The 25,878-nt window shown below is 72.1% G+C and carries 19 protein-coding genes and 1 pseudogene; 9 read left to right on the forward strand and 11 right to left on the reverse strand.

The genetic code is table 11. The features are described from left to right. Positions 1 to 7 precede the first annotated feature (7 nt). The 4 genes and pseudogenes from efeB to KUM39_RS10445 all read left to right on the forward strand — a co-directional run bounded on the left by efeB (position 8) and on the right by KUM39_RS10445 (position 4,892). On the forward strand, positions 8 to 1,333 hold the full coding sequence (gene efeB, locus KUM39_RS10430; protein WP_217785195.1) for an iron uptake transporter deferrochelatase/peroxidase subunit: 1,326 nt from the start codon (positions 8 to 10) through the stop codon (positions 1,331 to 1,333). A gap of 83 nt (positions 1,334 to 1,416) precedes the next feature. Then, positions 1,417 to 2,351, forward strand: a pseudogene (pheA, locus tag KUM39_RS10435) (prephenate dehydratase). 463 nt (positions 2,352 to 2,814) lie between these two features. Beyond that, positions 2,815 to 4,092, forward strand: coding sequence for a serine--tRNA ligase (gene serS / locus KUM39_RS10440; RefSeq protein WP_217785196.1), 1,278 nt, complete (start codon positions 2,815 to 2,817; stop codon positions 4,090 to 4,092). Further along, complete coding sequence (locus KUM39_RS10445) at positions 4,089 to 4,892, forward strand: HAD family hydrolase (protein ID WP_217785197.1); 804 nt, start codon at positions 4,089 to 4,091, stop codon at positions 4,890 to 4,892. Before serS ends, KUM39_RS10445 begins: the two co-directional genes overlap by 4 nt. Positions 4,893 to 4,976: 84 nt before the next feature. Here KUM39_RS10445 and KUM39_RS10450 read toward each other — a convergent pair whose 3' ends face one another. The 5 genes from KUM39_RS10450 to KUM39_RS10470 all read right to left on the reverse strand — a co-directional run bounded on the left by KUM39_RS10450 (position 4,977) and on the right by KUM39_RS10470 (position 8,874). Further along, on the reverse strand, positions 4,977 to 5,225 hold the full coding sequence (locus tag KUM39_RS10450; RefSeq protein ID WP_217785198.1) for an SGM_3592 family protein: 249 nt from the start codon (positions 5,223 to 5,225) through the stop codon (positions 4,977 to 4,979). Between the two features lie 116 nt (positions 5,226 to 5,341). Continuing rightward, a complete protein-coding gene (locus KUM39_RS10455; RefSeq protein WP_217785199.1) occupies positions 5,342 to 6,061 on the reverse strand; it encodes an ABC transporter permease subunit in 720 nt (239 codons plus the stop codon). Positions 6,062 to 6,072: 11 nt separating this feature from the next. After that, positions 6,073 to 6,984, reverse strand: coding sequence for an ABC transporter ATP-binding protein (locus KUM39_RS10460; protein ID WP_217785200.1), 912 nt, complete (start codon positions 6,982 to 6,984; stop codon positions 6,073 to 6,075). Further along, a complete protein-coding gene (locus KUM39_RS10465; RefSeq protein WP_217785201.1) occupies positions 6,981 to 7,898 on the reverse strand; it encodes an ABC transporter permease in 918 nt (305 codons plus the stop codon). Before KUM39_RS10465 ends, KUM39_RS10460 begins: the two co-directional genes overlap by 4 nt. Then, entirely contained in the window at positions 7,888 to 8,874 is a 987-nt protein-coding gene (locus KUM39_RS10470) for an ABC transporter ATP-binding protein (protein ID WP_217785270.1), read from the reverse strand. The genes KUM39_RS10465 and KUM39_RS10470 overlap by 11 nt, the downstream gene beginning before the upstream one ends. A gap of 394 nt (positions 8,875 to 9,268) precedes the next feature. On the opposite strand from KUM39_RS10470, the gene KUM39_RS10475 reads away from it, so the two are divergent. Further along, positions 9,269 to 11,023: an SDR family oxidoreductase gene (locus KUM39_RS10475; RefSeq protein WP_217785202.1), complete on the forward strand. Its 1,755-nt coding sequence runs from the start codon at positions 9,269 to 9,271 to the stop codon at positions 11,021 to 11,023. Positions 11,024 to 11,229: 206 nt separating this feature from the next. Beyond that, a complete protein-coding gene (locus tag KUM39_RS10480; protein WP_217785203.1) occupies positions 11,230 to 11,778 on the forward strand; it encodes an RNA 2'-phosphotransferase in 549 nt (182 codons plus the stop codon). 59 nt (positions 11,779 to 11,837) lie between these two features. Here KUM39_RS10480 and KUM39_RS10485 read toward each other — a convergent pair whose 3' ends face one another. Further along, entirely contained in the window at positions 11,838 to 13,109 is a 1,272-nt protein-coding gene (locus KUM39_RS10485; RefSeq protein WP_217785204.1) for an amidohydrolase, read from the reverse strand. A 71-nt stretch (positions 13,110 to 13,180) separates the two neighbouring features. Further along, the gene (locus KUM39_RS10490; RefSeq protein WP_217785205.1) at positions 13,181 to 13,999 is read right to left on the reverse strand and encodes a PhzF family phenazine biosynthesis protein; all 819 of its coding nucleotides are present in this window, start codon (positions 13,997 to 13,999) and stop codon (positions 13,181 to 13,183) included. A gap of 222 nt (positions 14,000 to 14,221) precedes the next feature. Between KUM39_RS10490 and KUM39_RS10495 the strand changes: the two genes are divergently transcribed. After that, positions 14,222 to 15,091: a Cof-type HAD-IIB family hydrolase gene (locus tag KUM39_RS10495; RefSeq protein WP_217785206.1), complete on the forward strand. Its 870-nt coding sequence runs from the start codon at positions 14,222 to 14,224 to the stop codon at positions 15,089 to 15,091. A 208-nt stretch (positions 15,092 to 15,299) separates the two neighbouring features. Here KUM39_RS10495 and cydD read toward each other — a convergent pair whose 3' ends face one another. The 4 genes from cydD to hisC form a co-directional block, all read right to left on the reverse strand. Beyond that, positions 15,300 to 18,791, reverse strand: coding sequence for a thiol reductant ABC exporter subunit CydD (gene cydD, locus KUM39_RS10500; protein WP_217785207.1), 3,492 nt, complete (start codon positions 18,789 to 18,791; stop codon positions 15,300 to 15,302). A gap of 59 nt (positions 18,792 to 18,850) precedes the next feature. Further along, positions 18,851 to 19,858: a cytochrome d ubiquinol oxidase subunit II gene (cydB, locus tag KUM39_RS10505; protein WP_217785208.1), complete on the reverse strand. Its 1,008-nt coding sequence runs from the start codon at positions 19,856 to 19,858 to the stop codon at positions 18,851 to 18,853. A 17-nt stretch (positions 19,859 to 19,875) separates the two neighbouring features. Further along, the gene (locus KUM39_RS10510) at positions 19,876 to 21,384 is read right to left on the reverse strand and encodes a cytochrome ubiquinol oxidase subunit I (RefSeq protein WP_217785209.1); all 1,509 of its coding nucleotides are present in this window, start codon (positions 21,382 to 21,384) and stop codon (positions 19,876 to 19,878) included. A 381-nt stretch (positions 21,385 to 21,765) separates the two neighbouring features. Further along, positions 21,766 to 22,845: a histidinol-phosphate transaminase gene (hisC, locus tag KUM39_RS10515; RefSeq protein ID WP_217785210.1), complete on the reverse strand. Its 1,080-nt coding sequence runs from the start codon at positions 22,843 to 22,845 to the stop codon at positions 21,766 to 21,768. A gap of 427 nt (positions 22,846 to 23,272) precedes the next feature. Here hisC and KUM39_RS10520 point away from each other — a divergent pair, with 427 nt between their 5' ends. Beyond that, on the forward strand, positions 23,273 to 24,385 hold the full coding sequence (locus tag KUM39_RS10520; protein ID WP_217785211.1) for a LacI family DNA-binding transcriptional regulator: 1,113 nt from the start codon (positions 23,273 to 23,275) through the stop codon (positions 24,383 to 24,385). Between the two features lie 255 nt (positions 24,386 to 24,640). Next, positions 24,641 to 25,705, forward strand: a complete 1,065-nt coding sequence (locus tag KUM39_RS10525; RefSeq protein ID WP_217785212.1) for a metallophosphoesterase — start codon at positions 24,641 to 24,643, stop codon at positions 25,703 to 25,705. The last annotated feature ends 173 nt before the right edge of the window (positions 25,706 to 25,878 follow it).

Consider the following 25,878-nt stretch of genomic DNA (forward strand, 5'->3'; position numbering starts at 1 on the left):
CCGCACCATGCCCGACCCGTCCCCCGCCACCACCGGGCGCCCGACCGGCCCCCGCGCCACCACCGCCCGTACCGCCGCCGCCCCGGACCCCGCCGCGCAGCCGCCCGCCGGGGACGGCCCGCGCGGGGTGTCCCGGCGGGCACTGCTCTCCACCGCCGGGGCCACCGGGCTGGTGCTCGGCGCGGCGGGTGCCGGAGCGGGGTACGCGGCGGCGCCCGCCGGGGCCGTACCGCTGACCTCGGTGGGGTCGAGCCGGGCGATGTTCCACGTGAAACATCAGCCGGGCATCACCGAGGGTCTCCAGGCGTGCGGTCATCTCGTCGCCTTCGACCTGGCGCCCGGCGCCGGGAGGCGGGAGGCGGCGGCCCTGCTGCGCCGCTGGTCGGCGACGGCGGAGCGGCTGATGGCGGGCGAACCGGCCCCGCACGACGACACCGACGTGGCCCGGGACGCGGGACCCTCCGCGCTGACCCTCACCTTCGGCTTCGGCCGTACGTTCTTCGACCGCACCGGACTGGTGAAGCGGCGCCCGGCCGCGCTGGACCCGCTGCCCGCGTTCTCCTCGGACCGGTTGGACCCCCGGCGCGGCGAGGGAGATCTCTGGGTGCAGATCGGCGCCGACGACGCGCTGGTGGCGTTCCACGCGCTGCGGGCGGTGCAGAGGGACGCGGGGGGTGCGGCGCGCGTCCGCTGGCAGATGAACGGCTTCAACCGGACGCCCGGTGCCACCGCCCGCCCGATGACGGCCCGGAACCTGATGGGCCAGCTCGACGGCACCCGCAACCCCAGGCCCGCCGACGCCGACTTCGACCGGCGGATCTTCGTCCCCTCCTCCGGTGAGCCCGACTGGATGGCGAACGGCTCCTACGCGGTCGTCCGCCGCATCCGGATGCTCCTGGACGACTGGGAGAAGCTCGCCACCGGCGACCAGGAGGCCGTGATCGGGCGCCGCAAGTCCGACGGCGCCCCGCTGACCGGCGGCGGCGAGACGACCCCGATGGACCTGGAGAAGACGGACGCGCAGGGCGCCCACGTGGTCCCGCTGAACGCGCACGCCCGGATCACCCGCCCCGACGAGAACGGCGGCGCGGCCATGCTGCGGCGGCCGTTCTCCTACCACGACGGCATCGGCGCGGACGGGACCCCGGACGCCGGACTGCTGTTCGTGGCGTGGCAGGCGGACCCGCTGCGCGGCTTCGTGCCGGTGCAGCGCAAGCTCGACCGGGGGGACGCGCTGTCCCGGTACATCCGGCACGAGGCGAGCGGGCTGTTCGCGGTGCCGGGGGGCGCGGCGGCGGGCGAGTACGTGGGCCAGCGTCTGCTGGAAGGGTGAACACGCCGGACGAAACCACCCGGTCGGGTGGAGTCCATGAGACGCGGGCGCCCGGCGGTGCCACGGCCATTAGGGTGAGGAACATGCCAGCGAGCTACGCGTACCTCGGCCCCCGAGGGCACTTTCACCGAAGTCGCCCTGCGCACGCTCCCGGAGACGGCGACTCGGGAGCTGACGCCCTACGTCTCGGTGCAGTCGGCGCTGGACGCGGTCCGCGTCGGGGAGGCGGAGGCCGCGTTCGTGCCGATCGAGAACTCCGTCGAGGGCGGCATCACCACCACCCTGGACGAGCTGGTCGCGGGCGAGCCGCTGACCATCCACCGCGAGGTGCTGCTGTCGATCACCTTCGCGCTGCTGGTCCGGCCGGGCACCGCGCTGTCGGACATCAAGACGGTCTCCGCGCACCCGGCGGCCCAGCCCCAGGTGCGCAACTGGCTGCGCGCCAACCTTCCGGAGGCCCACTGGGAGTCGGCGGCCTCCAACGCGGACGCGGCCCGGCTGGTCCAGGAGGGCCGGTACGACGCGGCCTTCGCCGGTGAGTTCGCCGCCGCCCGCTACGGGCTGACCGCGCTGGAGACCGGCATCCACGACGCGGAGAAACGCGCAGACCCGGTTCGTGCTGGTGGGACGCCCGGCCCGGCCCGCCGCGCCGACCGGCGCCGACAAGACCTCGGTGGTGCTGTGGCAGCGGGCCGACCACCCCGGCGGGCTGCGTGATCCGCTCGGTGAATTCGGGTCGCGCGGGATCAACCTGATGCTGCTCCAGTCCCGGCCGACCGGAACCGGGATCGGGAATTACTGCTTCTGCGTGGACGCCGAGGGACACATCTCCGACCGGCGGATGGCGGAGGCGCTGATGGGGCTGAAGCGGATCTGCCGCCAGGTGCGTTTCCTCGGTTCCTATCCGCGCGCGGACATCCGGCCGGGCGAGGCCGGTCCCCGGCTGCCGGGGACCTCGGACGAGGCGTTCACGGAGGCGGCGGACTGGGTGACCCGCTGGCAGGACGGCCGCTTCTAGCGCGGTGACCGGACGGGTGCGCCGTGAGCCGGTGCCCCTTTCCGGGCGCCGTACTGGCGTCGGCGGCGCGGTCCGGGCCGGTCATACCTGCCGATCAACGTTATCCACAGAAGTTATCCACAGGTCCGCTTCTCGACCTGGGGACAAGTCGATACGAGACGGCCATCGAATCGACAAATCGCCCCTCAGGTCCCGGATGGGGTCATCATCCGGCAGATCACCCTTCGTCCACCTGTTTCCCGTGGTTCATCTTTTGGAGCGATCCCTTTCCACCCGAAAGTGCGAGTCGGGGCCGTTTGGAGCGAGAATTCCGCAGCCCGGCGAAAACATCCGGAGTGATCCATTCCGAAGTCCACAGACTTTCCGCACAGCCTGTGGATAACTTTCGCCGTACTCACGGTTCCTGTGGACAACAGCAATAGGGAGTCGTGGCGGGCGGACCGGCACCGGTAGCCTGGGGCGCGTGATTGACCTTCGCCTGCTCCGTGAGGACCCCGACCGTGTGCGCGCCTCCCAGCGTGCCCGTGGAGAGGACGTCGCCCTCGTTGACTCCCTCCTCTCCGCCGACGAGCGGCGCAGGTCGTCCGGCGTCCGCTTCGACGAACTCCGCGCCGAGCAGAAGCAGCTCGGCAAGCTGATCCCCAAGGCGTCCGGCGAGGAGAAGGCCGAACTCCTCCAGCGCGCCGAGCAGCTCAAGGCCGATGTCAAGGCCGCCGACGCCGCGCGCGCCGAGGCCGACACCGAGACCCAGGACCTGCTGCAGCGCCTCGGCAACCTCGTCCACCCCGACGTGCCCGTCGGCGGCGAGGAGGACTTCGTCACGCTGGAGACGCACGGCACGATCCGCGACTTCGACGCCGAGGGCTTCGCGCCCCGGGACCACCTGGAGCTGGGCCAGACGCTCGGCGCCATCGACGTGGAGCGCGGTGCCAAGGTCTCCGGCTCCCGCTTCTACTTCCTCACCGGGGTCGGCGCCCTGCTGGAACTCGCCCTGGTGAACGCGGCGATGGCACAGGCCACCGCCGCCGGGTTCACCCCGATGCTCACCCCCGCGCTGGTCCGCCCGCAGTCGATGGCCGGTACCGGCTTCCTCGGCCAGGCCGCCCAGGACGTGTACCACCTGGCCGCCGACGACCTGTACCTGGTCGGCACCTCCGAGGTCGCCCTCGCGGCGTACCACATGGACGAGATCATCGAAGCGGACCGGCTGCCGCTGCGCTACGCGGGCTTCTCCCCGTGCTTCCGCCGCGAGGCCGGTTCGCACGGCAAGGACACCCGCGGCATCTTCCGGGTGCACCAGTTCGACAAGGTCGAGATGTTCTCGTACGTCGCCCCCGAGGACTCCCGCGCCGAGCACCAGCGGCTGCTGGACTGGGAGAAGCAGTGGCTGACCTCGCTGGAGCTGCCGTTCCGGGTCATCGACGTGGCCTCCGCCGACCTCGGCTCGTCCGCCGCCCGTAAGTACGACTGCGAGGCGTGGATTCCGACCCAGGGCAAGTACCGCGAGCTGACCTCGACCTCGGACTGCACCGAGTTCCAGTCCCGGCGCCTGTCGATCCGGATGCGCGAAGGCAAGCAGGTCCGCCCGCTGGCCACCCTGAACGGCACGCTGTGCGCCGTACCCCGCACGATCGTCGCCATCCTGGAGAACCACCAGCAGGCCGACGGCTCGGTCCGGGTGCCCGAGGTGCTGCGGCCGTATCTGGGGGGCCGGGAGGTCCTGGAGCCGGTCGCCAAGTGAGCACCCCGCTCCCCTACCGGCTGATCGCCACCGACCTCGACGGGACGCTGCTGCGTTCCGACGAGTCAGTCTCCCCGCGCACGCGGGAGGCGCTCGCCGCCGTGACGGCGGCGGGCGCGGCGCACATCGTGGTCACCGGCCGGGCCGTCCCCTGGACCCGGCACATCCTGGACGACCTCGGCTACCAGGGCCTCGCCGTCTGCGGCCAGGGCGCCCAGGTCTACGACGCCGGGGCGCGCCGCCTGCTGACCTCGGTCACGCTGGACCGCAGGCTCGCGGGCGTGGCCCTGGCCAAGATCGAGGCCGAGGTCGGCCCGCTGCATCTGGCGGCGAGCCGCGACGGCCTGGACGGCGAGGTGCTGGTCGGGCCGGGATACGCGGTCGCCGGACGGCTGCCCGCCATCCCGTTCACCGACGCGTCCGACCTGTGGTCGGCGCCGCTGAACAAGATCTACATCCAGCATCCGACGCTGAGCGACGACGAACTGGCGGAGGCGGCCCGCCGCACGGCCGGTGGTTTCGTCACCGTGGCGCTCGCGGGCGCCGGGATCGTGGAACTGCTGCCGCTCGGGCTGTCCAAGGCGACCGGGCTGTCCCTGGCGGCCCGGCGGCTGAAGCTGAAGGCCGCCGACACCCTCGCGTTCGGCGACATGCCCAACGACGTGCCGATGTTCAAGTGGGCCGCGCACGGCGTGGCGATGGCCGACGCCCACGAGGAGCTGAAGGCGGTCGCGGACGAGGTGACGGCCTCCAACGAGGAGGACGGCATCGCGCTGGTCCTGGAACGCATGCTGGGCTGAACAGCCCGTACCCGTCGCACGGTTCAGCGACGCGACCCGGCCCCGGCGGGAGGACCGCCGGGGCCGGGTCGTGTGGTGCGGGGGTCAGCGGCGCCGCCACTTCCTTCTGCGGGCCTTGCTGAAGAACCACCCGGCGGGCGGCTCGTCGGAGCGCCAGGGCTGGGGTTCCGGTTCCTCGGCGCGCCAGCGGGCGGCGAGCATCCGGGCCCGGGCGGACGGCTCGGAGGCCCCCGACCGGACGAAGGCGTCGTCCAGGACGGTCGTGTCCCAGTCGTCCCCGACCTCGCCGGTGGTCCGTCCCCGGGCGTGCTGCTGCGGCATCTCCTCTGCCATCCGCGGCCTCCTAGCCGTTCATCCGATATGCCCAGTCTGCCCGGACCGGGGTGAAGTCCCCGTCAAGGCGACCGGAGACCTCCCCACCACGCCCCACCACTCCTTGCAGCGCCCCGCTACTCCTCGCCCGCCAGCTTCAGCGAGCGCAGCTTGAACCCGGCGTACCAGGTGGCCAGCACGGTGACGGCGACCAGCAGCACGGTGGCCGTGGTCAGGCCGACGTCGGAGGTCACGAGGTCCCCGCCCGCGACCTTGTGCGCGACCGCGAGGGACCACTGCTGGACGCTGAGCGTGCGGGCGCCCGGCACCAGGGAGCCGAACAGCGCCTCCCAGACCAGCGCGTACACCAGGCCGAACACCACCGCGTGCCGCGAGACCGTGCCGAGCAGCAGGAACAGCGCGGAGTACGCGATGGAGGCGACCAGCGCGGCCACCGTGTAGGCGACGGCGATCTGCTGCCCGTTGCCGTTGAGGATCAGACCGGCGATCAGCGTCGGCACGGCCGAGAAGACCATCGTCACGGCGACGGCGACGATCAGCTTGGTGAAGACGATCGTCGGGCGCTTCAGCGGCTTGGACAGCAGATAGACCACGGAGCCGTCGTCGATCTCCGGGCCAATCGCGCCGGTGCCCGCGATGACACCGATGATCGGGACCATCGTGGCCAGCGCGAAGCCGCCGAGCACGTCGGCCGCCGTCTGGTCGTCAGCCCCGGTCAGGCCGCGCACGGCCAGCGAGATCACGATCAGCAGCAGCGGCAGCGCGCCGAGGATGAGCGCCCGGCGGCGGCCGAGCAGGGCCCGGTAGGTGAGCCGGGCGACAGTGGGGTCGTACATCTTTCGGCCTCCTACGCCGTGACCAGATACGAGAACACGGACTCGAGGGACTCGTCCGAGGGCGAGACCGTGAGGAGCCGGATGCCGTGGTCACGGGCGACCCTCGGCAGCAGCGCGGTGAAACGGCCGAAGTCCACGGCCTGGACGCGCAGCGCGCCCTCGGTGACATCGACCTCGATGCCGGACGTCGAGGGGTCCGCGATCAGCGCCGCCGCGAGCGCGCGGTCGTCGCTGGACCGGACCACGTACCGGTGCGGGCGGTCGGTCATCAGCCGCCGGATGCGGCGGAAGTCGCCGGACGCCGCGTGCCGTCCCGCGACCACGACCTCGATGTGCCGGGCGAGCTGCTCGACCTCCTCCAGGATGTGCGAGGAGAACAGCACCGTGCGGCCCTCGTCGCCCATCCGCCGCAGCAGGTCCATCAGCTGCATGCGCTGGCGCGGGTCCATGCCGTTGAACGGCTCGTCCAGCAGCAGCAGCGACGGCTCGTGGACGAGGGCGCTCGCCATCTTCACGCGCTGCCGCATGCCCTTGGAGTACGTGGAGATCTTCCGGTCCTGCGCGTACTCCATCTCGACGGTGGCGAGCGCCCGTTGGGCCTCGCGGTCGCCGAGACCGTGCAGTTCGGCGTTGGCGACGACGAACTCACGGCCGGTGAGGAAGTCGTACATCGCCTCGCGTTCGGGGACGATGCCGATGTGCCGGTAGACGGACTCGTTGCGCCACACCGGTGTGCCGTCGAGGGTGACGGTGCCGGTGGAGGGCGCCAGGAAGCCGCCCATCATGTTGATCAGGGTGGACTTGCCCGCGCCGTTCGGGCCGAGCAGTCCGGTGACGCCGGGGCCGATGGTCATGGTGACGTCGTTGACGGCGACGACGTTGCCGAACCAGCGGGAGACGTGGTCGATGACGAGGGAGGTCACAGTCCCACCTTCTTGTAGCGGCGGACCAGCAGGCCGTGGCACGCGGCGATCAGACCGGCGACGACGAGGAGGTACACCACGCCCTGGCCGGTGGACGGGCCTACGCCGCCGGGGAAGTTGGAGCCTCCGCCGAGCAGCGCGGACTGGATGCCGTCGATGAGCGTCACCGGCGAGAACAGCCCGATCCACGGCACCGCGCCGGAGCTGCCCTGCGCGTCCGCGATGGCCTGGAGGGTGGAGACCGCGCCGTAGGAGATGACCAGGACGGCGATCACGGCGGCGATGCCGAAGCCCCGGCGCGGGGTGATCGCGGCGATGACCAGGCCGATCCCGGCGAACAGCAGCGACAGCAGCAGCACGGTCACCAGTCCCTGGCCGAACTGCTTGCTCTGGTGCGCGAAGCCCATCTTGGCGAGCAGCGAACCGGCGTACAGCACGATCAGCGGGGCGCCGGTGAGGATCAGCAGCGCCGAGGCGAGCGCGGCGAACTTCGCCAGGACGTAGTCCACGGTCTCGATGGGCCGCGAGAAGTACAGCGGGATCGTCTTGAACCGCAGGTCGCGGGAGACCGCGGTCGGCGCCTGCGCGGCGACGTACAGGCTGATCACGGCCTGCATGACCAGCGCGTACCGGGTGTACGCGTGGGCCAGCGGGAGTTCGTGCGCCTTGGTGGCCACCGCGACGGCGACCATGATCGCGGCGGGCACGCACATCACCGCGAACAGCAGGATCGGCAGCACCTTGGACTTCGCCGACCGGCCGAGGCCGTAGGCGCCGCGCAGGGACTGCGAGTACAGGGACCGGCGGGCGTACGCGCGGCCCAGGCGCGGGCCGTCGTAGCCGCGGTACCCGATGTCGTGGATACGGGACTGGTCGCCGCCCGGGGTCACCGGCGCGGGGTGCTCAACCGCCATGTCCGGCGGCCTCCTTCGGCTGCTCGTCGTTGCTGCGGGTCTGTTCGTCCCCGCCGGTGAACACCTCGGAGATGCGGTGCCGGCGCTGTTCCATCCGCACCAGGCCCAGGCCGAGACCGGCGACCGTGTCGCGGACGACGTCGTACGTCTCCTCGCCGGTCGCGGTGAGCAGCAGGATGTGTCCGGCGCCGGGCAGGCCCGCGCCCTCCGCGTGCGTCTCGACGCCGTGTCCGGCGAGCGCCGCGCGGACGGCGGCGGTGCCGTCGGGGTGGGTGTCGCTGTCGGTGACCTCGATGGCGAGGGTGGTCGTGGTCTGGGTGAAGTCGGTGGTGGAGCTGGAGCGCAGCAGCTTGCCGCCGTCCACCACCACGACGTGGTCGCAGGTGCGCTCCAGTTCGCCCAGCAGGTGGGAGGTGACCAGCACCGAGATCCCGAAGTCGCTGTGGATGCGCCGGATCAGGCCGAGCATCTCGTCGCGGCCGACCGGGTCGAGGCCGTTGGTCGGCTCGTCCAGGAAGACCAGCTTCGGGTCGTGCACCAGGGCCTGCGCGAGCTTCACCCGCTGCTTCATGCCGGTGGAGTAGCCGCCGATGGGGCGGTACCGCTCCTCGTACAGCCCCACGTGGCGCAGCGTGTCGGCGGTCCGCTCGCGCGCGGCGGTCGGCGGCAGGCCGGACATGCGGGCCATGTGCACGACGAACTCGGTCGCCGACACGTCGGGCGGCAGGCAGTCGTGCTCCGGCATGTAGCCCACGCGTTCCCGGATGGCGGCGCCCTCGGTGGAGACGTCCAGGCCGAGCACGGCGGCCCGGCCCTCCGACGCGGGGGACAGGCCCAGCAGGATCTTGATGAGCGTGGACTTGCCGGCGCCGTTGGAGCCCACGAGGCCGGTCACGCCCGGCCCGATGTCCAGGGACAGCCGGTCGAGGGCGGTCACCCGCGGGAACCGCTTGCTCAGGCTTTCGGTTGCGATCACAGTCACGGGTCCGACGTTAGTGACCCGCGCCACGGAGGTCGTCACACCACAGAGCCGTCTTGGGGCGCTCCGGGTACGCCTTCAGGATGACTCCGCCCCTGGGGGGTGCGGGTGGGGGCGTCGGGGGAGCGGGCGGAGGGCCCGGGCGGGAAGCGGGCCGGGGGCGGGCGGGGGCGTCAGGGGTGGGAGCGGGCGGGGGCGTGAGGAGGGGAAGCGGGCGGGGCGCTGTTGACGAGATGTCCAACAAGTGCCAGATTCGCGGAGGTGCGCCGGGGCCGCCGTACGGGGACGCTGGGCGTGGGGGCCGCCGTACGGGGACGCTGGGCGTGGGGGCCGCGGGTGCGGGTGTGGGTGCGGGTGCGGGCCGGGAGCCGACGGCGGAGGTGGACGCGGGATGACGGTGGCGGGTGCGCGGGAGCGCCGGGTGCGGGCCGGGGACGTGGAGCTGTGCGTGGCGGAGCTGGGCGATCCGGCGCACCCCACGGTGGTGCTGGTGCACGGCTACCCGGACAGCAAGGAGGTCTGGTCCGAGGTGGCCGCCCGGCTGTCGGGCCGCTTCCACGTGGTGCTGTACGACGTGCGGGGCCACGGCGGCTCCACGGCACCGAGCCCGCTGCGCGGCGGGTTCACCCTGGAGCGGCTGACCGACGACTTCCTCGCCGTGGCGGACGCGGTCAGTCCGGGACGGCCGGTGCATCTGGTGGGCCACGACTGGGGCTCGGTGCAGGGCTGGGAGTTCGCCACGGTGGTCCGCACCCGTGGCCGGATCGCGTCCTTCACCTCGATGTCCGGCCCGTCGCTCGACCACTTCGGGCACTGGATCAACTCCCGTGTCCGGCGCCCGACTCCGCGCCGGGCCGCCCAACTCCTCGGTCAGAGCGCCAAGTCGTGGTACGTCTACGCCCTGCACACCCCGGTGCTGCCGGAGTTGGCGTGGCGCGGGCCGCTGGGAAGGCGCTGGCCGCACATCCTGCGCCGCAGGGAGAAGGTCGGCGGCGACGGCTACCCGACCGCGTCCCTGCCCTCCGACGCGGCCCTCGGTGCCTGGCTCTACCGGGACAACGTCCGTGCGCGGCTGGGCAGTCCGCGTCCGGACGCCTTCGCGCACGTTCCCGTGCAGCTGATCACCCCGCTCGACGACGCCTTTCTGTCGGAGCACCTCTACGACGGCCTGGAGCAGTGGGCGGCGCGGCTGACCCGGCGCACGCTGGACGCCAAGCATTGGATTCCACGGACGCGGCCCGACCAAGTGGCCTACTGGATCACCGAGTTCGTGGAGTCGGTGGAGGGCGACCGGGTCCTCCCCGTCCGGTCAGGTCCCCACGCGCAGCGTTTCGGCGGCCAGTTGGTGCTGGTGACAGGGGCGGGGAGCGGTATCGGACGGGCCACGGCGCTGGCGTTCGCCAAGGCGGGCGCACGGGTGGTGGCGGTGGACCGGGACGCCGAAACCGCCGCCGAGACAGCTGTGTTGGCCCGCGAGGCCGGTGCCGCCGAGGCATGGGCGGAGACGGCCGACGTATCCGACGAGCGGGCGATGGAGCAGCTGGCCGCGAAGGTGGACGCGGAGTACGGCACACCGGACGTGCTGGTCAACAACGCGGGCATCGGCCTGTCGGGGTCGTTCCTGACGACGAGCACCGAGGACTGGCGCCGGGTCGTGGACGTCAACCTCTTCGGTGTGATCCACGGTTGCCGTCTTTTCGGGGCGCGGATGGCGGAGCGCGGCCAGGGCGGGCACATCGTGAACATCGCCTCGGCGGCTGCCTTCCAGCCGTCCCGCGCGCTGTCCGCATACGCCACGTCCAAGGCGGCGGTGCTGATGCTCTCCGAGTGCCTGCGCGCCGAACTGGCCGGTCGGGGCATCGGAGTTACGGCGGTCTGTCCCGGCATCGTCAACACGGGCATCACCGGGACGGCGCGTTTCACCGGGGTGGACGCCGTGGAGGAGCGGCGGCTGCGGATGTCGGCAGCCCGGTGGTACGGGGTACGCAACTACCCGGCGGAGAAGGTTGCTTCGGCGGTGTTGGACGCGGTGGTGCGGGACCGTGCGGTGGTGCCGGTGACTCCGGAGGCGCGGGGTGCGCGGCTCATGTCCCGCTGGATGCCGGGTGCTTCGCGGCGGCTGGCGCGGGTGGAGCCGCGCCTGTGAGCGGGAGCGCGGCGAAGGCCCCGTAAGCGGTGAGAAGTTGATCAACTGACCTTGAGAGGGCGTCGAGTTGGCCAAACCACTCAAAAGAGTGGGCAGTTGTCCACAGAAATCTCAACTGGCCTGTGGATAAACCGACTTCCCTGTGGATCAAACCTGTGCACGGATAATGGGCTGCGTGATCCGCGTCTCTCCAGCACGCTGAGGGGATGGACGACAGACGCACCGTGCAGGTGTCGAAGTACCTCTCGAAGCACCTGCGCCACCAGCCGGAGCGGATCGGACTGACCCTGGACGCGGGCGGCTGGGCCGAGATCGAGGAGCTGCGGGCGGCGGCAGCGACGCACGGCTTCCCGTTCACCCGCGCGGAGCTGGACCATGTGGTCGCCACCAACGACAAGCGGCGGTTCGCCGTGGAGGGCACCCGTATCCGGGCCAGCCAGGGCCACAGTGTCGAGGTGGACCTCGGCCTCCCCCCGGCGACCCCGCCGCCGTACCTCTACCACGGCACCGTGGCCCCGGCCCTGGACGCGATCCGCGCGGAGGGCCTGCGCCCCATGAACCGCCACGCCGTCCACCTCTCCGCCGACCGCGACACGGCCACCCGCGTCGGGGCACGCCGGGGACGGCCCGTGATCCTCGCCGTGGACGCGGGCGCGATGCACCGCGCCGGGCACGTGTTCCACGTCAGCGCGAACGGTGTGTGGCTGACGGAGGGGGTGCCGGTGGAGTACCTGCGCTTCGGGTCGGCGCACTGAGCCGTTGCCGGCGGGTGCGTCAGCCGGTCAGGGCTGCCATCGCCAGCCCGGCGGGTGCGTCACCCGGTCAGGGCCGCCATCGCCAGCACGCGGGTGGCCACTCCGAGGGCGCGTTCGTCCACGTCGAAGGAACCCTGGTGCAGGTCGAGGACGCGGGTGGTGCCGGGGACCCGGACACCGAGGCGGGCCATCGCCCCGCGTACCCCTTCCTCCCGGAGGAACCAGGCGAAGTCCTCGCCGCCGAGGCTCTGTTCGGTGGTGGCGACGCCGGTGGCGCCCAGCACCTCCTCGGTCGCCAGGCGGAGCACCTCGATGCTCGTCGCCTCGTTGACGACGGGCGGGACGCCTCGGGTGTACTCCAGCTCCGGGACCACGCCGTGCAGCGCGCAGACGCTGGATACGGCCTTGCGGAACAGCGGTTCGGCCAGGTCCCAGGCGCGTTCGTCGATGCAGCGCACGGTGCACTGGAGGTAGCCGGTGCCGGTCCGCTGCTTGGCGCCGCCCCGTCGGCCGGAGGTGGCCTCCACATGGCCCCACACGACGGACGCACCGGAACCGGCGGGCAGTTGGCGGCTCACCGCCGCGGGCACGTCCGAGACGAGGGCGGAGACGGCGTCCACCACATTGGGCGGCTCGGCACCGGTCACCTCGCCCGGCACAGCCCGCACGGTCAGCTTGACCAGGTCGCACGCTGAGGTGAGCGCCCCGACCCGGAGGCCGACCCGCCCCACGTCGATCTTCGGGTCGCAGTGCAGGGCGAGGACGCGGGCCACGCCCTTGACGGAGCCGTCCTCGATCATGGCGCGGGCCCCGGCGATCTTCTCCTCGGCGGGCTGGAACAGCAGCCGCACCGGCCCCGGCAGCGCCTGCACGGCGGCCAGCCGGGCGAGCACCAGCCCGGCGCCGAGCAGCACCGTGGTGTGCACGTCGTGCCCGCAGGCGTGGCACATCCGGGGCACCGAGGAGCGGTACGGCACGTCCTTCTCGTCGTCCACCGGCAGCGCGTCCAGGTCCCCGCGCAGCGCCAGCACCGGGGCGAGCGGGTCCGCGCCGGGGATGTCGCACACCAGCCCGGTCCCGGCCGCCCCCACCACCGGCATCAGCCCGGCCCGCTCCAGCCGCTCCGCGACCCTGCGGGTGGTCCGGAACTCCGCGTTGGACGCCTCGGGATGACGATGGAGATCGCGGCGGAAATCGATCATCTCCTGATCGATCTCCCGTGCGTACCGGGCGATCAACCCTTTCGGACTGTCGGGCGCCGCCGCGTTCATGGCCCCGGCGCCGAGCAGGGCGGACAAGGAATGCTCAACACCCGCGGTGACAGCGTTCATCGCGTCAGCGTAGAGCAGGATCGTGATGCGCCGAGATCACGATCATGACGATTCGGGAGGGCGACGGGCCCTCAGGCGTGCAGAGTTCCGCTCAGCACCGACACCGCCCGACCGCCGAGCCGCACCCGGTCGCCCACCAGGCTCAGCCGGAGCCGCCCGCCCCGCTCCGACGCCTGTTCCGCCATCAGCTCGCCGCCGCCGAGCGACGGAGACCACCAGGTGGCCAGCGTGCAGTGCGCGGAGCCGGTGACCGGGTCCTCCGGGACGCCCACCGCCGGGTAGAAGCAGCGGCTGACGAAGGCCGTGTCACCGCCGCCCCGCGCGGTGATAACGACCCCCCGCAGACCGAGACTCCGCGACAGCGCCACCAGCGCGTCGAAGTCCGGCACCAGGGATCGGACCTGGAACTCCTCGGCCACCTGGACCAGCAGGTCGTCCCGGCCCCGGACCACCGCCTCTACGGCGAGCGGCTCCGCGAAGCACCCCCGCAGTCCGGCGGGAACCTCCCCGACCGTCGTCAGTTCGTCCGCCGGGAAGTCCATGTCGATCCAGCCGCCCTCGGCCCGGCAGTGCAGCGGGCCGCTGGCGCGGGTGCTGAACTCCACGGTTCCGCCCAGCACATGAGTGGCGGCCAGGGTCGCGTGGCCGCACAGGTCCACCTCGCTGGTCGGGGTGAACCAGCGCAGCGGGACCGGCCCCCGGACGCCCGCGCCGTCCGCGCCGCCGGTGCCCTCGGGGAGCAGCACGAAGGCCGTCTCCGAGTGCCGCATCTCGGCGGCGACGCTCCGCATCCACGCGGCGGACCGCTCCTCCCGCAGGATCACCACCCCGGCGGGATTGCCGCGGAACATCACGTCCGTGAACGCGTCCACCACGTGGATATCGGTCATCGCAGTCCTCCGCGGTCTCCGCCCGGCCCACCCGCGCGGGCGGCACCGAGCCTAGCTCCGTGGCGTCGCCCCTAAGTCTCCGCGAGTGGGAAGCACTCGGAAGGGCGGAGAAGAAGCCGGAAGGGAGGGGAAGGGTCGGAGTAGGCCAACCTGGACCCCTACGGCCCCTCATCTGTGCGGTCTCCCGCACGTGCGTGCGGGCGGGTGCGCGAGAATGGCCCGGTGATCTCACCGACCAGACAGCCCGGTACCCCGGCCGCCGCCCTGCCCCCGCGGCTGATCGCCACCGACCTCGACGGCACGCTGCTGCGCGACGACAAGTCCGTCTCGCCGCGCACGATCGCCGCGCTGGCCGCCGCCGAGGCGGCGGGCATCGAGGTTTTCTTCGTCACGGGCCGCCCGGCCCGCTGGATGGACGTGGTCAGCGAGCACGTCCACGGCCACGGTCTGGCGATCTGCGGAAACGGCGCCGCCGTGGTCGATCTGCACGGCGGCCCCGGCGCCCACCGCTTCGTCCAGGTGCGGGAGCTGGCACGGGAGAACGCCCTGCGGGTGGTACGGCTGCTGCGGGACGCGGTGCCCGGCACGGTCTTCGCGGTGGAGCAGACGTACGGCTTCCACCAGGAGCCCGCCTATCCCAAGCTGCACCTGGAGGTGCCGGACAACCGGCTGCCCGCCGAGGAGTTGCTCGCACCGGACGGCCCGGACGCGGATCAGCCGGTGCTGAAGATCCTCGCCTTCCACCCCACGATCGACCCGGACGCCTTCCTCACCCTGGCGCGGGCCGCCATCGGTGAACACGCCGGAGTCACGCGCTCCAGCCCCAGCGCCCTGCTGGAGATCAGCGGCCCCGGCGTCTCCAAGGCGAGCACCCTCGCCCTGTGCTGCGCCGAACGCGGCATCTCCCACGAAGAGGTCGTCGCCTTCGGCGACATGCCCAACGACGTCGAAATGCTCTCCTGGGCCGGGCGCTCCTACGCGATGGGCAACGCCCACCCCGACGCCATCGCCGCCGCCACAGCCCAGACCCACGCCAACAACGAGGACGGCGTAGCAGCGGTCATCGAACGCCTCATCAAAGAACACGCCTGAGACCCCAACCCCTCCCGAGCCCCGGCCCACCCCCGCCCCGCGTCCCATGCCCCACTGCTACCGCCTACCACCGCAGCCAGACGTACCGCACTGCTGCGGGCAGGCATGCCGCAGGGCGGCACGGGCGGGCACGGCCCTCAGTACCGGATGCCCATGAACTCCGGGCGACCGAGCACCCGCAACGCCCCGCACCCCCAACAAGCCGGACTCACCCCACCAACGCCCCCGCCACCCCCTCACGCGTCACCATCTCCCGGAACACCCCCGGACCGGCGACCAGCTCCGCGTAAGTCCCCCGCTGGACAACACACCCCCCGTCCAGCACAACCACCTCGTCCACCGCCTCCAGCCCGGCAACCCGATGTGTGATCAGCACAGTCGTACGCCCCTCGGTAGCGGCAAGCAGATCCACGGTCAACGCGTCCGCGGTCCCCAGATCCAGATGCTCGGCAGGCTCGTCCAGCACCAGCACGGGAAAGTCCGCGAGCAACGCCCGAGCCAACGCGAGCCGCTGCCGCTGCCCCCCGGACAACCGGGCCCCGTGCTCCCCCACGAACGTGTCCAGTCCCTCGGGCAGTTGCGCCACCCACTCCGCCGACCGAGCCCGCCCCAACGCGTCGAACAGCTCCCCCTCGGTCGCGTCCCGGCGGGCCAGCAGCAGGTTCTCCCGGATCGTGCTGTCGAAGAGATGCGCGTCCTGGGCACACAGCCCGACCAACCGCCGCACGTCGTCCCCGGCCAGCGCGGACGCGGGAACCCCAGCAAGGGTGTACGCCCCGGCGACCGGATCGAGGAACCGCAGCAGCACCTGCGCGAGCGTCGTCTTGCCCGACCCGGACACCCCGACCACCGCGACCCGCCGCCCCCGCTCCAGCGTGAGATCGACGCCCGTGAGCGCGTCCCGCCCACTCCCCTCGTACCGCGCGGTCAGCCCGCGCAGCACCACGGGGAACGGCGCGGCGGGCGCAGGCCGTGGCCGCTCGGGCTCGGGTACGGGCTCGACCGCGTCCAGTACCTCGTGGACCCGCTCCGCACTGCGCCCGACCCGCTGCCGGTACCGCACCGCGAGCGGCAGCCCGAGCACCGCCTCGAACGCGGCCAGCGGGGTCAGCACCACCACGGCCATCGCCACCCCGGTGAGCCGCCCGGCGGCCACGGCCTGGACGCCGTAGCGCGCGGTGGCGGCGACGGTCAGCCCGCACAGCAGCGCGGTGAGCCCGTCACCGAGCGCGGTGACGGAGGCGGCGCGCGCGGCGATCCGGGTGAGCGTGCCGTCCGCCCGCCGCGCCGCCGCCGTGCGTTCCGGCAGTGCACCGGCGACGGTCAGTTCGGCGGTGCCGGTGAGCAGGTCGGTGATCCGGGTGGCGAGCACCCCGCGCGCCGGGGCGAGCCGCCGCTCGGTGCGCCGGGCCACGGCCGAGGTGAGCAGCGGCACCCCGGCCCCGGCCGCGAGCAGTCCGGCCGCGAGGACCGCACCGGCCTCCGGCAGCAGCCACGCGGTGAAGGCGACCGCACCGGCCGACACCAGGGCCCCGGCACCGGCGGGCAGCAGCCAGCGCAGCCAGTAGTCCTGCAGCGCGTCCACGTCCGCGACCAGCCGGGTCAGCAGATCACCGCGCCGCGCCGACCGCAGCCCCGCCGGGGCCAGCCGCTCCAGCCGCCGGTACACCGCGACCCGTGTGTCGGCCAGCATCCGCAGCACCGCGTCGTGCGACACCAGCCGCTCCGCGTACCGGAAGACGGCCCGCCCGATGCCGAACGCCCGTGTCGCGGTGACCGCCACCATCAGATAGAGCACCGGCGGCTGCTGCGCGGCCCGCGAGATCAGCCACCCGGAGGTCGCCGTCAGCCCGACCGCGCTGCCGAGCGCCAGCGCGCCCAGCAGCAGCGCGAGCAGCAGCCGCCCCCGCAGTCCCCCGGCGAGCGCCCTGATCCGGGCGCCGGTCGTACGGTGCCGGGCCACCGGAGCCGGAGCGCCCGGGCCGAAGGGGTCGGCGGAGGCGGAGACTTGAGGCTCGGCCGACCCCGCCCGCTCGGCCCGCCGGGGCAGCTCCCGCACCGCCGCCGGTTCCTGCGGCCGGAGCCGGACCACGCGGTCCGCCACGTCGAGCAGGGCCGGACGGTGCACGACCAGCAGGACCGTACGACCGGCCGCGAGTCGCCGTACCGCCGCCACCACGCCCGCCTCGGTCTCCCCGTCCAGCGCGGCCGTCGGCTCGTCCAGCAGCAGCACCGGCCGGTCGGCGAGGAACGCGCGGGCCAGCGCCAGCCGTTGCCGTTGCCCGGCGGAGAGCCCGGCGCCGTCCTCCCCGAGCACCGTCTCCGCGCCGTCGGGCAGCGCGTCCACGAACTCCAGTGCCCCCGCGTCCCCGAGCGCACGCCGTACGGCACCGTCGTCGGCGCCCGGCCGGGCCAGCCGTACGTTCTCCGCGACCGTCCCCGCGTACAGATGCGGACGCTGCGGCACCCACGCGATCCGTGAGCGCCACTCCGCGAGGTCGAGCCCGGCGAGATCGGCGCCCCCGACCCGCACCCGCCCGCGCACGGGCCGTACGAAGCCGAGGACGACGTCCAGCAGCGTGGACTTCCCCGCGCCGCTCGGCCCTACCAGGGCCACGGTCTCACCCGGCCGGACCGTCAGCGACACGTCGGAGACGGCGTCGTCCGCGCGGCCCGGGTGGCGGACGGTGACCCCGTCGAGGACCAGGGCACCGGACGGCACCTGACCGGTTCCGGCGGCCGGGACCGGGGTCTCCAGCACGGCGAAGATCTCTTCCGCCGCCGCCAGCCCCTCGGCCGCCGCGTGGTACTGCGCCCCGACCTGGCGCAACGGCAGATACGCCTCCGGCGCCAGCACCAGGACCACCAGCCCCACGGAGAGATCCAGGTCGCCGTGGACCAGCCGCATGCCGATGGTGACGGCGACCAGCGCGACCGACAGCGTGGCCAGCAACTCCAGCGCGAAGGAGGAGAGGAAGGCGATCCGCAGCGTCCGCATGGTCGCCTGCCGGTACTCCCCGGTGATCCGGCGGACGGCGTCCGCCTGCGCCCTGGCCCGGCCGAAGACCTTCAGCGTGGGCAGTCCGGCGACCACGTCCAGGAAGTGTCCGGACAGCCGGGACAGCAGCCGCCACTGCCGGTCCATCCGGGACTGGGTGGCCCAGCCGATCAGCATCATGAACAGCGGGATCAGCGGCAGCGTGCCGACGATGATGGCCGCCGACACCCAGTCCTCGGTGACGATCCGCGCCAGCACCGCGACCGGCACGACGACCGCCAGCCCCAACTGCGGCAGATAGCGGGAGAAATAGTCGTCCAGGGCGTCCACACCGCGCGTCGCCAGATTCACCAGCGACCCGGTGCGCTGCCCGCTCAGCCACCCCGGCCCGAGCGCGGCGGCCCGCTCCAGCAGCCGCCCGCGCAGCTCCGACTTCACCGCCGCGCTCGCCCGGTGCGCCGCCCGCTCGGTGAGCCAGGCGACCACCGCCCGGCCGACCGCGACCACCACCAACAGCACCAGCGGCGTACGGAGTTCGGTCACGGACCGGCTGTGCTGGAAGGCCCCGACCACCACATCGGCGATCAGCGTGGCCTGGGCCACCAGCAGCCCGGCCCCGGCCGCGCCGAGCCCGACGACGGCCAGCAGGAAGAAACGGGTGGCGCGTGCGTGACGCAGCAGGCGCGGATCGATCGGTTTCACGTGAAACATGCCCTTCGGCCCGGAGCGGGTGTTTCACGTGAAACACCCGCTCGGAGGACTCAGTGCGCGGCGTCCACCGCGAGGTGCTGGATGCCGATGCGCTTGCGGAAGACCCAGTAGGTCCAGCTCTGGTACAGCAGCACCAGCGGGGTGGCGATGGCCGCGCACCACGTCATGATCCTGAGCGTGTACGGGCTGGAGGAGGCGTTGGTGACCGTCAGGCTCCACGCCGGGTCCAGCGTGGACGGCATGACCTCCGGGAAGAGCGACAGGAACAGCATCGCCACGGACGCCGCGACGGTCAGCCCGGACAGCGCGAACGCCCATCCCTCACGGCCGAGTTGATTGGCCACCAGCGCCATCACGAGAGCGGCCACCGCCACGACCAGCGCGACCAGACTCCCGCCGTCGCCCTTGTCGGCCTGTGTCCAGACCAGGAAGACGGCGGCCGACACGGCGGTGACCAGCCCGAGCCAACGGGCCGTGCCCCGCGCCCGCCGCCGGATGTCCCCCACGGTCTTCAGCGCGGTGAACACCGCCCCGTGGAAGGTGAACAGCGTGAGCGTCACCAGCCCGCCCAGCAGGGCGTACGGGTTGAAGAGGTCCCCGAGGGTGCCCGCGTACTCGAAGTGCCGGTCCAGTGGGACGCCCCGGACGATGTTCCCGAAGATGACGCCCCACAGGAACGCCGGTATCAGCGAGGTCCAGAAGATGGCCGTCTCCCAGGTGCGCTGCCACCTCTCCTCGGGCCGCTTGGCCCGGTACTCGAAGGCGACGCCCCGCACGATCAGACAGACCAGGACGGCGAGCAGCGGCAGGTAGAACCCGGAGAAGAGGGTGGCGTACCAGTCCGGGAAGGCGGCGAAGGTCGCGCCGCCCGCCGTGAGCAGCCACACCTCGTTGCCGTCCCAGACCGGCCCGATGGTGTTGATCAGCACCCGGCGCTCGGGCCGGTTCCGGGCGAGGAGCCTGGTGAGGACACCGACTCCGAAGTCGAAGCCCTCCAGGAAGAAGTAGCCGGTCCACAGGACGGCGATGAGGACGAACCAGACATCGTGCAGTTGCATGACAGTTCCCTCGCTGCCTAGTAGGAGAAGGCCATCGGCTTGTCGGCGTCCGCGCTGTCGCCGCCGATCCTGGTGGGCGGGGCGAGGTCGGCCTCGGTCAGCTCGGGCGGCCCTGCCTTGACGTACTTCAGGAGCAGCCGGACCTCGACAACGGCGAGCACGGCGTACAGCGCGGTGAAGACGAGCAGCGAGGTCAGCACCTCGGTCTGGGACACGGTGGGGGAGACGGCGTCACGGGTGCGCAGCACGCCGTAGACCACCCAGGGCTGACGGCCCGTCTCGGTGAAGATCCAGCCCCAGGAGTTGGCGATCAGCGGGAACGCGAGTGTCCACACGGCCAGCCGCCAATACCACCGGGTCAGGTTCTCGCCGAGCGCCTTCCTCCGGAACAGCACCAGCCGTGGCACCTCGTCCTCACCGACCCGGAGGTGCTCGGGGAGCAGGAACTTCCGCCGGGTCAGCCAGAGTCCGGCCGCCCCGAGGGCGAAGGACGACATCCCGAAGCCGATCATCCAGCGGAAGCCCCAGAACGCGACCGGGATGTTCGGCCGGTAGTCGCCCGGCCCGAACCTCTGCTGCTCGGCCTTGTTCACGTCGTTGATGCCGGGCACCCGCGAGGAGAAGTCGTCGTTGGCCAGGAAGGACAGCAGCCCGGGGATCTCGACGGCCACGGTGTTGTGGCCCTTCCGCACATCCCCGTACGCGAAGATCGAGAACGGCGCCGGCTGCTGCCCGTCCCAGAGTGCCTCGGCGGCGGCCATCTTCATCGGCTGCTGCTTGAACATGACCTTGCCGAGCGTGTCCCCGCTGACCGCCGTCAGCAGCCCCGCGATCACCACGGTCACCAGGCCGAGCCGCAGCGAGGTCTTCATCTCCCGGATGTGCCGCCTGCGGGACAGGTGGTAGGCGGCGATCCCGACCATGAACGCCCCACCGGTCAGGAAGGCGGCGGTGAGCGTGTGGAACGCCTGGGCGAGTGCGGTGTTCTGGGTCAGCACCGCCCAGAAATCGGTGAGTTCGGCCCGCCCCCGCGCCTTGTCGATGCGGTAGCCGACCGGGTGCTGCATCCAGGAGTTGGCCGCCAGGATGAAGTACGCGGAGAGGATCGTGCCGAGCGACACCATCCATATGCAGGCCAGGTGAATCCGCTGGGGGAGCTTGTCCCAGCCGAAGATCCACAGGCCGATGAAGGTGGACTCGAAGAAGAACGCGATCAGGGCCTCGAAGGCCAGCGGGGCACCGAAGATGTCCCCGACGAAGCGCGAGTACGCCGACCAGTTCATGCCGAACTGGAACTCCTGCACGATGCCGGTGACGACACCCATCGCGATGTTGATCAGGAAGAGCTTGCCCCAGAACTTCGTGGCCCGGAGGTACTTCTCCTTCTCGGTGCGCACCCAGGCGGTCTGCAACCCGGCCGTGAGCGCGGCCAGCGAGATCGTCAGCGGGACGAACAGGAAGTGGTAGACGGTGGTGATGCCGAACTGCCAGCGCGCCAGCGTCTCCGGCGCCAAAGCCAGGTCCACGTCTCAGACTCCTTACTCCGCCGCGTGAACGGCGGTTCGCCCCGCTTTGCCCCACCCAGGGCAGGACGAACGGGACGCGCTTGTGAAAGCGTTCACATTCACAAGCCATTATGGCGCACACGTTTTCGGCGCCCGAACAGGGGGTCCCCTTCCGGCCACCGGGAGCACGGGCCGGGGGGTACGGGGGTACGGGTCCCGGTTTCACGTGAAACGCGCCCGCACCGGTCTCACCCCGCCCCGCGCCCCCTCGTCCCCCGGCCTGCGCACTTACACGCCCCCGCGCACGGAAAAGGCCCCGCACCAGGCGGGGCCTCAACTCCTCGGCGCGCACACGGCCTTGCCGTCGTACCCGCCTCCCGCGCCCTTCGTGGGCGCGTCCGCTCAGCCCTCCCGGCTGAACGCCTCCGCCACCTTCACGAAGATGTCGTTCGCCTCGGTCTCCCCGATCGTCACGCGCACGCCCTCCCCGGCGAACGGCCGGACCGTCACCCCGTGGGCGTCACAGGCTTCCGCGAACACCGTCGTACGCTCCCCCAGCCGCAGCCAGACGAAGTTGGCGTGCGTCTCCGGCACTGTCCAGCCCTGCGTGGTCAGCGCCTCGACCACGCGGTCGCGCTCGCAGACCAACGAGCCGACCCGGCCGAGGAGTTCGTCCTCGGCGCGCAGCGAGGCGATGGCCGCCTCCTGGGCGATCTGGCTCACCCCGAACGGCACAGCGGTCTTGCGAAGCGCCGCCGCCACCGGCTCGTGGGCGATGGCGAAACCGACCCGCAGACCGGCCAGGCCGTACGCCTTGGAGAAGGTGCGCAGCACGCAGACGTTCGGCCGCTCCCGGTACAGCTCCACGCCGTCGGGCACCTCGGGGTCGCGGATGAACTCGCGGTACGCCTCGTCCAGTACCACCAGCACGTCCGACGGCACCCGGTCGAGGAAGCGCTCCAGCTCCGCCCGGCGCACCACGGTGCCGGTCGGGTTGTTCGGGTTGCAGACGAAGATCAGCCGGGTGCGGTCGGTGATCGCGTCCGCCATCGCGTCCAGGTCGTGCACATCGCCGGGCGTGAGCGGCACCCGCACCGACCGGGCCCCGCTGATCTGCGTGATGATCGGGTACGCCTCGAAGGAGCGCCAGGCGTAGATCACCTCGTCACCGGGGCCGCAGGTGGCCTGAAGGAGCTGCTGGGCGACGCCCACCGAGCCGGTGCCGGTCGCCAGATGCGACGCCGGCACCCCGAACCGGTCGGACAGCTCGCTCATCAGGGCGCCGCACGCCATGTCCGGGTAGCGGTTGAAGTGGGCGATGGCCGCCGTGACGCGCTCCATCACCCCCGGCAGCGGCGGATAGGGGTTCTCGTTGGAGGACAGCTTGTACGCGACCGGGCCGTCCGTCGCGGCGGGCCGCCCCGGCTTGTAGGTGGGGATACTCTCCAGCTCGGCGCGCAGCTTGGGGCTCGTCTCGCTCACCGCAGTCCTCCTCACGACCACCGGCGGACCGTCGAAGCGCCGGCTTCCCATTACTCCACACCCTAAGAGGATTCACCGCCCGTGCGAACAGGTGCGCAGGGAGAGATGCGAACCTCATGCGCCACAGGAACAACAAGGGCATCACCCCCCGAAGCCCTACGTAAGGGGGGCGCGTCGCACATATATCTACGCGCCGGTGGTTCGCGCCGTGGCGCGCATCCCCCGTGAAGGTGAGTTGAGACCTCTTCGAAACATGGGACCCTCGGCAGGCCCATCCGCGCCGACACACCACGTCCTGGCACAAGTACGCCCAACTGACTTTCTTTCTAAGGTAGTTGACCACTTCTGGCCATGCAGAAACGTGCCTGTCAACGCGTGCATATGCGTCCGCCCTACCCCACCGCCGTCGCCCTACTATCGGCTGGCCATGACAGCAGCAGGGAAGCATCAGGTGAGCCGCGCGGAAACCTCACGCCGAGCCGGCCGGCCGGGCAGGGCGGGCATCAGGGACGTGGCCGCCGCCGCCGGCGTCTCCATCACGACCGTCTCCGACGCCCTCAACGGCAAGGGCAGGCTCCCCGACGCCACCCGCCGCCATGTCCGCGAGGTGGCCGACCGGCTGGGGTACCGCCCCTCCGCCGCCGCCCGCACCCTCCGTACCGGCAAGTCGGGACTGATCGGCCTGACCGTGACGACGTACGGGGACGAACCCTTCACCTTCACCGAGTTCGCGTACTTCGCGGAGATGGCGCGCGCCGCCACCTCGGCGGCACTGGCCCGCGGCTACGCCCTGGTCATCCTGCCCGCGACCTCCCGGCACGACGTATGGTCCAACGTGGCGCTGGACGGCACGGTCGTCATCGACCCCTCCGACCACGACCCGGTGGTCAGCGAACTCGTCCGGCAGGGGCTGCCCGTCGTCTCCGACGGGCGTCCGGGCGGCACGCTGCCGGTCACCGCGTGGGTGGACAACGACCACGAGGCCGCCGTGCTCGGCATCCTGGACCACCTGGCCGACGCGGGCGCCCGCCGGATCGGCCTGCTCACCGGCACCACGACGGACACGTACACCCATCTGTCCACCACCGCCTACCTGCGCTGGTGCGAACGCGTGGGCCAGGACCCGGTCTACGAGGCGTACCCCGCGCACGACCCGTGCGCCGGGGCGGTCGCCGCCGACCGGCTGCTCGCCCGGCCCGACCGGCCGGACGCCGTCTACGGCCTCTTCGACCCCAACGGCACCGACCTGCTCGCCGCCGCCCGCCGCTACGGCCTGCGCGTCCCCGAGGACCTGCTGCTGGTGTGCTGCAGCGAGTCCACCGGATACGCGGGCACCGAGCCGCCGATCACCACGCTCTCGCTGAAGCCGCGCCGGATCGGCACGGCGGTGATCCAGTTACTCATCGACGCCATCGAAGGTGTCGCCGCCGACGAACCGGTCGAGCAGGTGATACCGACCGAGCTGATCGTGCGCACCTCCTCCCAGCGCCGTCCGCCACGCACCACCGTCAGCCCGCCGCGCACCCCGGAAGAGGGGTAGCGGAACAGGACGCCCGCCCCGGACGCGACCGTCCCCGGCGCGGGCGTCCACCGGCCGACCCGGTGGGGCAGCCGCCCGAACCCCGGCCCAAACGGGGCGAAAGCCGCGGCGAACCGGAGTCCCGCGCCGATTGACCACCCCTGGGTCATCACACGGCGCGACACGCGTTCCTATGATGGGCGCACGACACCGAGGGGCCGCTGCGACCAGGCAGTCCCGCGCGGTGCAGCAGCGGCGGGATGGTGGAGGGGTCTGATGACTCAGGGGGCCGGTCAGGGACCCGATGCGGAGCACACGGCCACGGTGCGCGACTTCCGGGTACCCGCGTACGTGGGCGAGACCGGTCCGTACGCCCACACCCATCCCGGTGACGCCGTGCCACCGCTGGACGACGGGTACACCCCGACCCAGCGCGACCTGCCCGTGATCAGCCGGGACGACACGCTCGACGTGCCCGTCGAACCCGCGCCCGCCGTACCGGAGGCACAGCCGGACGGCGGTCCCGGACCGCTGTTCGTCGTCGGTGACGTGCACGGCTACCTGGACGAACTGCTCGCCGCGCTGGCCGAGAAGGGCCTGATCGACGCGGCGGGCCAGTGGTCCGCGGGCACCGCCCGGCTCTGGTTCCTCGGTGACTTCACCGACCGCGGCCCGGACGGCATCGGTGTCATCGACCTCGTGATGCGGCTGTCCGCCGAGGCGGCGGCGGCCGGCGGCTACTGCAAGGCCCTCATGGGCAACCACGAGTTGCTGCTGCTCGGCGCCCGCCGGTTCGGGGACACCCCGGTCAACTCCGGTGCGGGCACCGCCACCTTCCAGGCCGCCTGGCTGCTCAACGGCGGCCAGCGCAGCGACATGGACCGCCTCCAGGACCACCATCTGCAGTGGATGGCCCGGCTGGACGCCGTCGAATCCGTCGATGGCCATCTGCTGCTGCACTCCGACACCACCGCCTATCTCGACTACGGCGACTCGATCGAGGCGGTCAACGACACCGTCCGCGAGACGCTCACCCGCAACGACCCGGACGAGGTCTGGGACCTGTTCCGCAAGTTCACCAAGCGCTTCTCCTTCCGGGACGAGGGCGGCACCGAGGCCGTCCGGTCCCTGCTGGATACGTACGGCGGTACTCGGGTCGTTCACGGCCACAGCCCGATCCCCTATCTGCTCGGCGAGGTCGGCTCCGAGGACGGCGAGGAGCACGCGCGGCCCGTCGTGGAGGGACCGCACGTCTACGCGGGCGGCCTCGCCATCGGCATGGACGGCGGCGTGACGATGGCCGGGAAGCTGCTCGTGGAGCAACTCCCGCTCCAGAACTGACCGTTCCGCACCGGCTGTCCGGCCCGCGCCCGCGGGTGCGGGCCGGACGGCAATTTCCCGCAACCCCCTGTCACCGTGCGCGGTGACGGCTCTACCATCGGCTTATCCGTAGCAGGCTCCCCTCCGTTTCTGCCCGACGGCTCGCCGCCGTGCGAGCCCCCAGCCCTACGGAG

Origin of the sequence: Streptomyces corallincola, from assembly GCF_019104725.1 — a bacterium.
GTDB classification, from domain to species: domain Bacteria; phylum Actinomycetota; class Actinomycetes; order Streptomycetales; family Streptomycetaceae; genus Streptomyces; species Streptomyces corallincola.

Excerpts from the sequence above, each read along its gene's own strand:
- KUM39_RS10455 (WP_217785199.1), bottom strand. The coding sequence starts at position 6,061 with ATGTACGACCCCACTGTCGCCCGGCTCACCTACCGGGCCCTGCTCGGC.
- cydB (WP_217785208.1), bottom strand. The coding sequence starts at position 19,858 with ATGCAACTGCACGATGTCTGGTTCGTCCTCATCGCCGTCCTGTGGACC.
- KUM39_RS10450 (WP_217785198.1), bottom strand. The coding sequence starts at position 5,225 with ATGGCAGAGGAGATGCCGCAGCAGCACGCCCGGGGACGGACCACCGGC.
- KUM39_RS10485 (WP_217785204.1), bottom strand. The coding sequence starts at position 13,109 with ATGAACGCTGTCACCGCGGGTGTTGAGCATTCCTTGTCCGCCCTGCTC.
- KUM39_RS10480 (WP_217785203.1), top strand. The coding sequence starts at position 11,230 with ATGGACGACAGACGCACCGTGCAGGTGTCGAAGTACCTCTCGAAGCAC.
- efeB (WP_217785195.1), top strand. The coding sequence starts at position 8 with ATGCCCGACCCGTCCCCCGCCACCACCGGGCGCCCGACCGGCCCCCGC.
- KUM39_RS10490 (WP_217785205.1), bottom strand. The coding sequence starts at position 13,999 with ATGACCGATATCCACGTGGTGGACGCGTTCACGGACGTGATGTTCCGC.
- KUM39_RS10475 (WP_217785202.1), top strand. The coding sequence starts at position 9,269 with ATGACGGTGGCGGGTGCGCGGGAGCGCCGGGTGCGGGCCGGGGACGTG.
- KUM39_RS10520 (WP_217785211.1), top strand. The coding sequence starts at position 23,273 with ATGACAGCAGCAGGGAAGCATCAGGTGAGCCGCGCGGAAACCTCACGC.
- KUM39_RS10525 (WP_217785212.1), top strand. The coding sequence starts at position 24,641 with ATGACTCAGGGGGCCGGTCAGGGACCCGATGCGGAGCACACGGCCACG.
- KUM39_RS10465 (WP_217785201.1), bottom strand. The coding sequence starts at position 7,898 with ATGGCGGTTGAGCACCCCGCGCCGGTGACCCCGGGCGGCGACCAGTCC.